The organism is Streptomyces sp. NPDC087263, assembly GCF_044744645.1.
GTDB lineage: Bacteria > Actinomycetota > Actinomycetes > Streptomycetales > Streptomycetaceae > Streptomyces.
On sequence record NZ_JBIUYT010000005.1, the window covers coordinates 559,623 to 571,546 of the forward strand.

At 71.0% G+C, this 11,924-nt stretch carries 10 protein-coding genes and 1 pseudogene; 6 read left to right on the forward strand and 5 right to left on the reverse strand.

Annotated features, from left to right (window positions below; genetic code table 11):
* Positions 1-35 precede the first annotated feature (35 nt).
* Positions 36-761: a GntR family transcriptional regulator gene (locus tag ACIPC1_RS19655; RefSeq protein ID WP_402518579.1), complete on the forward strand. Its 726-nt coding sequence runs from the start codon at positions 36-38 to the stop codon at positions 759-761.
* On the opposite strand, the gene ACIPC1_RS19660 is transcribed toward ACIPC1_RS19655, so the two are convergent.
* Complete coding sequence (locus ACIPC1_RS19660; RefSeq protein ID WP_402518580.1) at positions 731-1,222, reverse strand: hypothetical protein; 492 nt, start codon at positions 1,220-1,222, stop codon at positions 731-733. The two genes, ACIPC1_RS19655 and ACIPC1_RS19660, sit on opposite strands and share 31 nt — an antisense overlap.
* A gap of 206 nt (positions 1,223-1,428) precedes the next feature.
* Here ACIPC1_RS19660 and ACIPC1_RS19665 point away from each other — a divergent pair, with 206 nt between their 5' ends.
* Positions 1,429-2,250: an alpha/beta fold hydrolase gene (locus ACIPC1_RS19665; RefSeq protein WP_402518582.1), complete on the forward strand. Its 822-nt coding sequence runs from the start codon at positions 1,429-1,431 to the stop codon at positions 2,248-2,250.
* A 104-nt stretch (positions 2,251-2,354) separates the two neighbouring features.
* Here the strand turns inward: ACIPC1_RS19665 and ACIPC1_RS19670 are convergent, their stop codons facing one another.
* The 3 genes from ACIPC1_RS19670 to ACIPC1_RS19680 all read right to left on the reverse strand — a co-directional run bounded on the left by ACIPC1_RS19670 (position 2,355) and on the right by ACIPC1_RS19680 (position 5,965).
* Complete coding sequence (locus ACIPC1_RS19670) at positions 2,355-3,809, reverse strand: MFS transporter (RefSeq protein WP_402518583.1); 1,455 nt, start codon at positions 3,807-3,809, stop codon at positions 2,355-2,357.
* Complete coding sequence (locus ACIPC1_RS19675) at positions 3,799-4,665, reverse strand: acyl-CoA thioesterase (protein ID WP_402518585.1); 867 nt, start codon at positions 4,663-4,665, stop codon at positions 3,799-3,801. The genes ACIPC1_RS19670 and ACIPC1_RS19675 overlap by 11 nt, the downstream gene beginning before the upstream one ends.
* 199 nt (positions 4,666-4,864) lie before the next feature.
* Positions 4,865-5,965 (reverse strand): class I SAM-dependent methyltransferase, encoded by a 1,101-nt coding sequence (locus tag ACIPC1_RS19680; RefSeq protein WP_402518587.1) that lies wholly within the window; start codon positions 5,963-5,965, stop codon positions 4,865-4,867.
* A 54-nt stretch (positions 5,966-6,019) separates the two neighbouring features.
* Here ACIPC1_RS19680 and ACIPC1_RS19685 point away from each other — a divergent pair, with 54 nt between their 5' ends.
* Entirely contained in the window at positions 6,020-7,609 is a 1,590-nt protein-coding gene (locus ACIPC1_RS19685; RefSeq protein WP_402518589.1) for an alpha-amylase family glycosyl hydrolase, read from the forward strand.
* A gap of 97 nt (positions 7,610-7,706) precedes the next feature.
* Here the strand turns inward: ACIPC1_RS19685 and ACIPC1_RS19690 are convergent, their stop codons facing one another.
* Positions 7,707-8,486: a nuclear transport factor 2 family protein gene (locus ACIPC1_RS19690; protein WP_402518591.1), complete on the reverse strand. Its 780-nt coding sequence runs from the start codon at positions 8,484-8,486 to the stop codon at positions 7,707-7,709.
* Positions 8,487-8,635: 149 nt separating this feature from the next.
* On the opposite strand from ACIPC1_RS19690, the gene ACIPC1_RS19695 reads away from it, so the two are divergent.
* From ACIPC1_RS19695 to ACIPC1_RS19705, 3 genes and pseudogenes are all read left to right on the forward strand, one after another.
* A complete protein-coding gene (locus ACIPC1_RS19695; protein WP_402518592.1) occupies positions 8,636-9,496 on the forward strand; it encodes a class I SAM-dependent methyltransferase in 861 nt (286 codons plus the stop codon).
* Positions 9,497-9,798: 302 nt separating this feature from the next.
* The gene (gene rho / locus ACIPC1_RS19700) at positions 9,799-10,938 is read left to right on the forward strand and encodes a transcription termination factor Rho (protein ID WP_402518594.1); all 1,140 of its coding nucleotides are present in this window, start codon (positions 9,799-9,801) and stop codon (positions 10,936-10,938) included.
* An 89-nt stretch (positions 10,939-11,027) separates the two neighbouring features.
* Positions 11,028-11,924: pseudogene (locus ACIPC1_RS19705) on the forward strand (D-alanyl-D-alanine carboxypeptidase family protein); the annotation flags it as partial.

The window sequence follows — 11,924 nt, forward strand, 5'->3', positions numbered from 1 at the left end:
ACGTTTGTCTTTTCACACGCAGGAGGGGCGCGGACATGGCCCGCACCGTCCACCCATCCGACCACGAGCCCCGTTATTCGCGGATCGCCGCTCAACTGCTCGGCGATCTGCGCGACGGGACCATTCCGCCCGGCGAGCGCCTGCCGGGAGAAAGGGAGTTGGCCCATCGGTTCGGCGTGAGCCGCGAGACCGTACGCCAGGCGCTGAACATGCTGCGGCGCGGCGGTCTGGTCTCCACCGACCGGCGCGGCAGCCACGCGACACTGCCCGGCAGCACGGCCGAGCACGTCCCGTCACTGGACTTTCCGCTGGGGGCGCACACCCCCGAACCGGGCAGCGTCCCCCGGACCACCGTGACCTGGGAGGCTCCGCCACCGGAACACGCGCACGCCCTGGGGCTCCCCCCGCGGCTGCCGACGCTGGTGCACCGCTACGAGTCGGCCGCGGCGGACGGGAGCGGTCAGCGTACGGCCGTGACGTCCTTCTCCGCCGTCGCGGTGGCCGAGGTGGAGGAGCTGGCCCGCTACCGCGACCGGGCCGACGGCACCGCGTCGGCGCAACTGGGGCGCGCCTACGACTGGATGCGCAAGGCAGGGCTGACCCTGCACCACCGGGACTCGATCACCCAACTCCCCGAGTCGGTGAAGGTCACCCGGCGCGTGCACGACCAGTACCACCGGCCACTGGAGATCACCGACCTTGTCGTGGACGCCCAACAGGACGCACTCGTCTACGAGTTCACCCTACCGGCGGCCGGGTGAGATCCCCGGGGCGGCGGAAGTGCATGCGTACGACGGAGCCCGAGGGACCGGGATCCTCGGCGACGAGGTCGCTCAACCGCCGCACCACCCACATGCCGTGAGCGCACGGCGTTGACCACCGCCTCGTCGTACGTCCGCTGCTCGGGCAGTCCCGAGCGGCGGGCGTAGGCGGCGAGGGCCACGCGCACGGCAGCCGGCCTGCCCCGCCCGAAGGGGATGCCGCCGGCGCCGTCGGGATGGCGCACGGCCGGGCGGCCGGTGTCGCACTCGGCGTAGAAGTCGGCCGGGTCGGTGCAGTGACTCGTAGCACGTCCGCTTCCGTGTCTCGAACCCCGGGCGACCGCGCCTATGGCACGGGTGCGCCCGACTAGCCAGGCCGGGGTCACACGGGCGCCTTCGAGAAGCTGCTCGATGATCCACTGCTCCAGACCGCGCTCGGCGTTGCGGGACGCGTTGCACACTCTGGGGATCCTGGAGACTATGACATAAGCGCATAATTGTGCGAGGTGAAGGTCGATGCCGAGAACCCGGGCCACGGACACGTGCCGGCCATCGACCACAGGTGGCGGGAGGTCGTGGTCACGGCGCCGGAGGTGATCAGCCCGCTTCGCCTGGCGCGAACCGACGTTCGTAGGTCACCTCGACGATCTCTCGAAAGGCAAGCCTTATGAGCACGTTCACCACCTCTGACGGGACCGACCTCTACTACAAGGACTGGGGCACCGGTCAGCCCGTCGTCTTCAGTCACGGCTGGCCGCTCAATGCCGACGCCTGGGACGGGCAGTTGAAGTTGGTCGCCGACAACGGCTTCCGCGCCGTGGCGCACGACCGCCGCGGCCACGGTCGCTCCGCGCAGCCGTGGCAGGGCAACCACATGGACCAGTACGCCGACGACCTGGCCGAACTCATCGAGTCGCTCAATCTCAACGACGCGATCCTGGTGGGGCATTCGACCGGCGGGGCCGAGGTGGCCCGCTATATCAGCCGGCACGGCTCCGCGCGGGTCGCCAAGGCGGTGTTGGTGGGAGCGGTTGCACCGCTGATGCTGAAGACGGACACCAATCCGGAGGGCACGCCCATCGAGGCGTTCGACGAGATCCGTGCCGGGGTCGCGGCGGACCGTTCGCAGTTCTTCCAGGACCTGAGTTCACCGTTCTACGGCGCCAATCGCGAGGGCTCCACGGTCTCGCAGGGCAAGCGTGACGAGTTCTGGCTCCAGGGCATGCAGGCCGGGCTGAAGGCGGCGTACGACTGTGTCGAGCAGTTCTCGGAGACCGACTTCACCGAGGACCTGGCCCGGATCGATGTGCCGACGCTCGTCGTACACGCAGACGACGACCAGATCGTGCCGATCGCGGCGGCGTCCCTCAAGACGGCCCAGCTCGTCAAGGACGCGACGCTGAAGGTCTATCCGGGCGGCTCGCACGGCATTGCGGGCGCTTACGAGCAGGCCTTCAACGGCTACCTTCTCGACTTCATCCGTGGCTGACCTGACGACGCGGAGTGGGACGGCGCACTGACGGTCCTCGGCGGACGTGGTGTCCGACCGGCCTGCCCCTGCGACCCAGGGCCGGGGGACAGGCCGGTTTGCCGTCAGTGCTGCCCGGCCGGCCGTGGTGCGGCGGCGCGCCGGGCCCATCCGGAGAGCCCGAGCGACAGCGCGGTGCCGACCACCAGCACCGCCACCACGACCCACGCCGCGTAGCCGACCGCGTCACTGAAGGCGACCCGTGGGTCGCTGACCTGGGTGACGTGGTCGTCGAAGCGCGAGGTCATCAGCGTGCCGAGGATGCTGGTGCCCAGGACGGCGCCGATCTGCCGGGCGGCGTTCACCGTGCCGCCCGCCTCGCCCTCGCGGCCGCGTGGGACGTGGCTGACGGCGAGTGCGGTGGACGGCGCGTTGACGAGACCGCAGCCGAGGCCGAAGAGGACGAGGGCCGCGGCGTATCCGCTGAAGGTCGTGCCGGCGCCCACGCGCGCGAAGAGCGTGGCTCCGACGGCCGCGATCAGCATCCCCACAGTGATCAGCGTGCGCGGTCCGAGACGGCGCAGGAGCAGTCCCGCGAGCACCGAGGCGGCGATGAACGTGCCGAATTCCGCGAGGAGTTGGGTGCCCACCTGGAGCGCGCTCAGACCCCGGACCCGTTGCAGCCACAGCACTTCAAGGACGGCGAGGCCGACGAAGGCGAACATGACGGTCGCGGCGAGCAGCAGCGAGCCGGCATAGGAGGGGTCGCGCAGCAGGCGCAGGTCGATCATCGGGGCGGTGCGGCGCAGTTCGACCGTTGCGAAGGCGGCGAGGAGCACGACCGCCCCGGCAGCGGCCGTGAGCGCCCGGCCCGAGCCGTAGCCGTGATGGCCGCCGTCGATCAGCCAGAAGACCATCAGGGCGAGCCCGCCCATGGACGTCAACTGTCCTGTCCAGTCGAACCGTTGAGAAGAGTTCCGGGACTCCGGCACAGAGCGGAGTGCGACCGCCGCCGCGAGCGCGGCGACGACGAGGTTGAGCCAGAACGCGGTGTGCCAGCTCCACCAGCGCAGGGCGAGTCCCGCGGTGACGGGGCCGATGGCGAGGCCGAGCCCGGAGGTGGCCGCCCAGGCGGCTATTGCTCCGGCGCGGCGCCGGGGGTCGGGCACGGCGTGCGTGATGAGCGCGAGGGAACTGGGCGTGATCAGTGCGCCGCCGAGCCCCGCGACCGCCTGCCCGACGAGAACGACGGCCAGGCTCCCGGCGAAGACCAGGATCACTCCGCCCACCGCCATCGCTGCGGCCCCGGCGAGGAAGACGCGCCGTCGCCCCCATCGGTCGGCGAGCGCACCCGCGCCCAGCACGCAGGACGCGACCACCAGCGTGTACATGCTGGCCACCCACACGAGGTCCGCCGAGGCGATGTGGAGGTCGTCCTGTACGGCACTGAGGGTGCCGATGGTCTGGGTGGTCTGAAGGAAGACGGTGAACAGGCCCAGGCAGGCGGCGACCAGGACCGGCAAGGGGCGGCTGCCGTGCGTGACGTGGGCACCGGTCTTCTCGCGGAGATCAGTTGCCATGGTTCGGCCCACCCGACACCGCGGTCCGGGCGTCGCCGGGCTCCTGGTCCTGTGTGCTCCGGACCACCCGCGCCTGCCTGGCCACGGCCAGCAGCCGGCCGTCCACCGACCACACCGCACTGTCGTCGATGGCCCAGCCGCTGCCGGCCTGCTCGGTACGGATCCGGACCAGGGCCCAGCCCTCCGGAGCGCCCGCATCCAGTGCGTCGGTGAAATGGACGGTCAGCTCCGCGGTCGGCACGGGGCGCGGGGTGCGCCATCGCGCGTAGAGGGCGGGCGGCAGGACGTCGGTGAGGGTCACGACCGCGCCCGCGTCCAGGGGCCGGCCGTCGGCGAACCGCACCCACGCGAGCAGTTCGGCCTTCTCGCCCCCGGCGAGCGGCAGGTCCTCGGTGGCGGGGCGCAGCTCCACCTGTTCGGCGAAGGGCGCCAGCCCGGCGGGCAGGTCGAGGACCGGGCAGTCCGCCGGACTCGGCACTTCGGGGGCGGTTTTGCCCTCGTACGAGGGTCCCGGGCGGGCCTGGCCGAACAGCGCCGAGCCGGCGAGCACCGGCTTCCCGTCCTGGTGGCCGGTGAACGCGCAGGTCGCGGCGCGGCGCCCGGCCGACGGGACAGTCACGGAGAGAGTGATCGGGCGTGCGTCGACCGGGGCCAGAAAGTGGGTGGTCAGGGCACGCGCGGGGCGTATCCCTTCGGCGGCTGCGCGATCGCGTACGGCGGCGAGCACGGTGGCCGCCACGTGTCCACCGTGTGCGCCCTCCCAGGACCACCACAGAGGGTCGATACAGGTCACGGCGTCATACGGGTCGTGCGTGCCGTTCGTGGCATGTGTGCTGTCGGGTGGTGCGGCCCTCATCACGGTTCCTCGCACAGTCGGTTCTGGAGTGAGCCTTGAGACGGGGTCTCGAGCTGCTTGGTTTGGAAAGCAGACTCACCATAGCCGAGCGAGTTGGAAAACCAAACCCTGCTCTGGTCAAGCGTCTGCCATGACCGGTGGATCTGGGGATCTGGGGATCTGGGGATCTGGGGATCTGGGGATCTGGGGATCTGGGGATCTACGCGGGCGTCGGGTCGCTCTCCCGTGTGGCCACGACCAGCCGGCACCGCGGGCTGCCGTCCGGCCGACTGCCGAACTCGGGCAGGGTCTGTAGTTCGACGTCGAATCCGGCCCGTGTCAGCTCCCGGCGTACCTCGTCGAGCCGAAACGCCCGGTAGTACATGACGAACGGCGGCCGCCACACCGCGTTGCGCACCCGCATGGCCGCGTCGAAGCCCAGCAGGGCCCAGTACCAGGGCGAGCTCGGCCGGGGCGGAGGCACGATCGGGAACGCGAAGCGACCGCCCGGCCTCAGCACGGAGTGGACCTGGGCGAACAGCCCCGGCAGCTCACGCGGCAGGAAGTGCCCGAACGCGCCGAAGCTCACCACCAGGTCGAAGGCGGGCGCGAAGGGCAGGGCGCGCGCGTCACCGCGCACCCACGTGACGCGAGGCGCCTGGTCGGGGCGCGCCTGCTCGCGCCCACCAAGGCTCGCGTGCTGCCGAACACCGGCGCTCACCGGCTCCTGCCCAGCGGGGGTCAAGTGTCCTTGCGCGCTGGGGTTCGCGTTGCCCTGCGGTCCGGCATGCGCCTGCCCCTGCGCGCTCGGATTCACGCAACCCTGCGCGCCGGGGCTCGTATGACCCTGCGCACCGGGGCCCGTCTGCCCCTTGACGCCGGGGCTCACGTGCCCTTGCCCACCGGAGTTCCCATGCCCCTGGACGTCGGCGCCGCCCTGCCCGTCGGCGTCCGCCCGGTTCTGCCCACCGGGAAGTGCGTGCCTCGTCGCCTCACCCTCCGCGCGATCCCGCGTACGGGCGGCATCCGCCCGCTCCCGCCCCACGGCGAGCATCCCCGCGCTGATGTCCACCCCGGTGACACTCCCCCGGCACAGCTCGCGCAGTACCTGCATCCCCGCGCCGGTTCCACAGCAGAGGTCGAGCCCGTGGTCGAAGGGGCCGATCCGGTCCAGCGCCGAGGCCACGGCGTCCAGGATCGAGTCCGGTGTCCGGAACGGCGTGTGGTCGAACTTCGGCGCGAGCAGGTCGTAGCCGTGCTCGATGGACGAAAGAGCCTGCACGGCCAGTTCGCGGAGGGTGGGACCCTGAGGGGTGAACATCCAGCTCACCTTAGGGGCAGCGTGCGCCCTGTGTGCTGGCTTATGGTCCACTTCATGACTTCGTTCCGCCCCGCCCCCGCCTGGCTGGCCAACGCCGTCTTCTACCAGATCTACCCGCAGTCGTTCGCCGACTCGAACGGCGACGGCATCGGCGACTTCAACGGAATCGCCGAGCGCCTCGACCACCTCGCGTGGCTGGGCGTCAACACCGTCTGGCTCAACCCCTGCTTCGTCTCACCGTTCCGGGACGCCGGATACGACGTCTCCGACTACCTGACCGTCGCGCCCCGCTACGGCTCGAACGACGAGTTCGCCAAGCTGGTCGAGGAGGCGGGCCGCCGCGGTATCCGCGTACTGCTGGATCTCGTGGCCGGTCACACCTCCGACGAGCACCCGTGGTTCACGGCTTCGGCGAACGACCCGGGAGACGACCGGTACATCTGGGCGCCGGACGCCCACCAGGACGGTTTCATCCCCTCCCCCGGCAGCCGCCCCGGCGCGTACCTCCCGAACTTCTTCGCCTTTCAGCCCGCCCTCAACTTCGGTTACGGGCGCGGGAATCCGGCGGAGCCGTGGCGTCAGCCGGTCGACGCCGACGGCCCGCGGGCGAACCGCGCCGCACTCCGCTCGATCATGGACCACTGGCTCGGCCTGGGCCTGTCCGGCTTCCGTGTCGACATGGCCGCGTCGCTCGTCAAGGACGACCCGGGCAGGACCGAAACGGCGAGCATCTGGACGGAGCTGCGGCACTGGCTGGACGACACACATCCGGACGCGGTGCTGCTCTCCGAGTGGGGCGAACCCGAGGTGTCCGTTCCCGCGGGCTTCCACGCGGACTTCTTCCTCCAGTTCGGCGGCCCCACCGACGGAGGCGCCCTGCGCTCGTTGTGGAGCAACGCGGCCGGCACGGTCAATGAGTCCTGGGACCCGCTCGACTGCTTCTTCGACCCGAGCGGCAAGGGCTCGCCCCGCCCGTTCGTCGAGGCCTGGCGCGAGGCGTCGGCCGCCGTGGCCGACCGCGGCTTCATCTCCCTCCCGACCGCCAACCACGACTTCTCCCGCCTCAACTGCGGCCCCCGCTCGGCCGAACAGCTCCCCGCCGCCTTCGCCTTCCAGCTCTCCTGGCCGACCCTTCCGGCGATCTACTACGGCGACGAGATCGGCATGCGCTACGTCCCGGGCCTCCCCGACAAGGAGGGCAGCGTGCTGGGTCCCCGCTACAACCGCGCGGGCTCCCGTACCCCGATGCAGTGGGACGACGGCCCGAACGCCGGTTTCTCCCCCGCCCCCGCCGACCGCCTCTACCTCCCGCTCGACCCGGCGCCCGACCGCCCCACGGTCGCCGCCCAACGCGCCGACGACACCTCGCTGCTCCATTTCGTACGCCGACTCATCGCCCTGCGCAAAGCGACACCGGAACTCGGCTCCGACGGCTCGGTGGAAGTCCTGCACGCCGGATACCCGTTCGTCTACGTCCGGGGCGGGCGATACCTCGTCGTCGTCAATCCGCAGCGCAATGCGGTGAGTTACCCGTACGACATCCCGGCGGAGCCACGACCGCTGGAGGTGTCCGGCGTCCGTGCCGACGGAGGGACCCTCACCGCGGAAGGCTTCGCGTACGGGATCTTCGACCTCGGGCGATAGCCAAGCCGACGGCGAGACGGTGAGGCAGTGACCGAGCGCGCCGGATGCCCTGGGGAATCCGGCGCGCTCCGAGTTGTGCGGATGAACAGCGCGTACTTCATGACGGGCTCCCCGTGATTCCGGCGTCGAAGGGGACCGATGTGTGCTGGTGGACGATCTGCCGCCGGTCGCCGGTCGCCGGTCGCCGGTCGCCGGTCGCCGGTCGCCGGTCGCCGGTCGCGCGGTAGCCGGTGGTGGCCCGCGCCGTGGTGTCCAGGGGCACACCGCCGGCCGGCGTGGCGCGCATCCGCACGAGCGCGTGGCTGAACGCGACGCTCTCGTCGACCCGGACGCGGAAGTCGAGCACCTCACGCTCCACGGGCCCGGTCAGCGTCGAGAACCACAGCTCCTCCGCCTTGCGGAGTGCCTCGATCCCCCTCTGCTCCAGACCGCTCACGGGGTGGAAGACCTCGACGTCCGGGGCGTAACAGGCCATCGCCCGGTCGAAGTCCCGCTCCCGGCCGGCCGCGGTGAGCTCCGCATCGATCCGGCGGATCTCCGCCTCGGCGTCCTCGTCGTCCCAGAAGGCGCGCACCTCCATGGCACCGACACTCGCCACGGGGTGCTTGGCGGCCGCCTCCACGGCCTCCTCCCGGATGTCGCACTCGAGGATGTCGTAACCGGCGATGTACTCCTTGGTCTCCGCGAACGGCCCGTCGGTGCGCGGCACTTCACCATCGCGTACCCGGACGGTGACCGCGTCGGCGGGGAGCCGGAGCCGGTGGCCGTGCAGCCGTACGCCGCGCTCGGCGCCCAGTTCCTCGACCCAGGGTTCGACGGGCGCCATGCCGGAGGCGTCCACGGTGTCGTCACCACAGACCAGCAGCATGTACTTCATGGGTTCCTCCCGGTGCTCATGAACTTCCTGCACCCCACCGACGAACGGGCCGGCGCCGAATCGACACCCTTCCAGGTTCGCGTGCGTACGACCGGACGCATCCGGCGTTCTCGCCACGGCACCCGGGCCGCGCACGATTGGATGTCCCCATGACCGAGATGACCGAGACGGCCGACGGGCACGAGCACGAGCACGAGCGGATGATGCGGGCCAACCAGGCCAACTGGGACGCGCGCACCCCCATCCACCTCGCCAGCCGCTTCTACGGGCTGCACGAGAAACTCGACCCGGCCCGCTGGTTCGCCGCCTTCGAGTGGGAGGACCTCGGTGAACTGGCCGGCCTCGATGTGCTCCACCTCCAATGCCATCTCGGCACCGAGACGATCGCCCTCGCCGAACGCGGCGCCCGCGCCGTCGGCCTCGACATCTCCGAGGCATCCGTGGCGGCCGCGGCGGACATCGCGGCACGGGCGGGCGCCGACGTCGCGTACGTACGGGCCAATGTGTACGACGCCGTCGAGGCCCTGGGAGGGCGAAAGTTCGACGTCGTGTACACCGGCAAGGGTGCCCTGTGCTATCTGCCCGACCTGGACCGCTGGGCCACCACCATCGCCCAACTCCTGCGCCCCCAGGGGCGGTTGTACATCGCCGAGTTCCATCCCCTGCTCAACTCGCTGGGCCCCAAGCCGGCCGAGGGCGAGAGCGGTGAACTACTCCTGCGGCACGACTACTTGGGCGGGCGGGACGCCGTCCACCGGGATGCGACGTACACCTACACGGACGGTCCGGCCGTAAACGGCGCGACCGACAGCTACGAGTGGATGCACGGCCTTGACGACGTCATCAACGCGCTGATCGGGGCGGGTCTGCGGATTCGGCGGCTGCGGGAGAGCGACGAGCTGCCCTGGCCCCGGTGGCCGCAGATGACCCGTACCCCGTCCGGATGGTGGCGGCTGCCGGAGACCGAACCGCGTATCCCGCTGCTGTACGGCCTGCTCGCGGGCCTCTGAGACTCACATCACAGCCGAGCCCGGCCACGGGGTGCTACAGTGCCATCAGCACTTGTGTACGCCCCGTCTCGGGCGCCGGTGTTTGCACCACTTCTTCTCGCTGACACGCCCCTCGCTTGCCGACCGGCGGACCAGCTTTCCAGCACATCACCTCTTGAGCGCGGCCACCGGCAGATCCTGCCGTCCGCCGTACGCGAGGTGCTGTCTCCCCGCCGCACGGAGGCGTGAGCACGCCGCCTCCCCCGGCACATCCCCTCCCTTCCTCATGACCTCATGAACCCGTCCTTGAAAGGACCCCCATCATGACCACCACACTCGAACCTCCAGTACGACAGAAGCAGCTCCCGGCGCATGCCAACGGTGTTCTCGACATCGCGAACAACGGGCAGGGGTACCTGCGCGCCGCGACAAGCTGCCTGCCCACGCCGACCGACGTCCAGGTCTCCGCCGCGCTGATCCGCCGCTACGGCCTGCGCAAGGGCGACACCATCGAGGGCGTACGCGGCGGGCCCCGCGCTCTCACCGAGGTGGAGCGGATCAACGGGCGTACGCCCGAAGAGCTGCGCCGCCGCCCGCACTTCCATGACCTCACCCCGCTGCACCCTCGTGACCGGCTCCGCCTGGAGCACCCCGCGAGCGGTCTGGCCGGACGCGTCGTCGACCTGGTCGCACCGGTCGGCAAGGGCCAGCGCGGACTGCTCGTCGCCCCGCCCAAGACCGGCAAGACGGTACTGCTCCAGCAGCTCGCGGCGGCCATCGCGGGCAACCATCCCGACATCCACCTGATGGTGCTGCTGCTCGACGAGCGGCCGGAAGAAGTGACCGACATGCGGCGCTCCGTCCGGGGCGAGGTGTTCGCCTCGACCTTCGACCAGACGCCCAAGCACCACATCGCACTCGCCGAACTCGTCATCGAGCGCGCCAAGCGGCTCGTCGAACAGGGTGAGGACGTCGTCATCCTGATGGACTCGCTCACCCGGCTGTGCCGGGCGCACAACAACGCGGCCGCCTCCGGTGGCCGCACCCTCAGCGGCGGCGTCGACGCGGCCGCGGTGCACGGCCCCAAGCGGTTCTTCGGCGCCGCACGCCTGGCCGAGGAGGGCGGCTCCCTCACCATCCTCGCCACCGCCCTGGTGGAGACCGGCTCCCGTGCCGACGACTACTTCTTCGAAGAGCTCAAGAGCACCGGCAACATGGAGCTCCGCCTCGACCGCACCCTGGCCTCCAGGCGGGTGTTCCCGGCCGTCGACATCACTCCTTCCGGCACCCGGCGCGAGGAACTCCTCGTACCCGCAGCCGAGTTGAACACCGTACGAGGACTGCGCCGCGCCCTGCAGACACGGGACGGCCAGGCCGGCCTGGAAACCCTCCTGGAGCGGATGCGCGCCACCCCGGACAACGCGGCCTTCCTCCGCCAGGTCCACCCGACGCTGCCCTCCTGACCTTGCCCACATGCGGCATCCGGGTGCTCGATCCCGCCGCTGTGGCCTGGCAGCCAGGCGCAGGGCGTGCCGGTTCCTACGTTTGCGGAATGACCATCGGATTCTCTTCCCGCGCCGCCGTCTGCTGTTCCGCCGTCTGCGCGGTCGGCGCCCTGGCCCTCGCGCCGAGCGCCGCGGCTCTCGCACCGAGTGCGGCCTTTGCCCGAGCCGGCACGGACCCGGGGACGCCCAAAGCCTCGGCCTCACAGCCGCCGCTGTACCGGGCCGGGACGCAGGTACGGCCACGGCCCGGAGCGCCCGAGATCCCCGACGACGTCTCCGCACTGTCGTGGCTGGTGGCCGACGCCCGCACCGGCGAAGTACTCGCCGCCCACGACGCGCACCGCAAACTGCCGCCCGCCAGCACCTTGAAGACCCTCTTCGCCCTCACGGTGCTCCCGCTGCTGCCCGGCGGCATCCGGCACACCGTCACCGAGAAGGAACTACAGGGCATCGGAGAGGGCAGCAGCCTGGTGGGCGTCGCCGAGGGACGCACCTACCGGGTGGCGGACCTGTGGCGCGGTGTCTTCCTGAACTCCGGAAACGACGCCGTCCATGTACTGGCCGCGATGAACGGCGGCTGGCGCAACACGGCCTCCCACATGCAGGCCAAGGCCCGCGCTCTGGGCGCCCTGGACACGCACGTCATGTCCCCCGACGGATACGACACGCCGGGGCAGGTCTCGTCGGCGTTCGACCTGGCGGTGTTCGGGCGGGCCGGGCTGCGCAACGCCGAGTTCGCGCGGTACTGCTCCACCGCCGAGGCGAGGTTCCCCGGCGGGGGCGGCTGGTCGTACGAGATCGAGAACACCAACCGGCTGCTGACCGGCGCCGACGGGGTGGAGCCGTACCCGGGCCTGGTCGGCGTCAAGAACGGCTCCACCAGCAACGCGGGCAGCACTCTCGTGGCCGCCGCGCGCCGGGGCGGCCACACCGTGATCGTCACG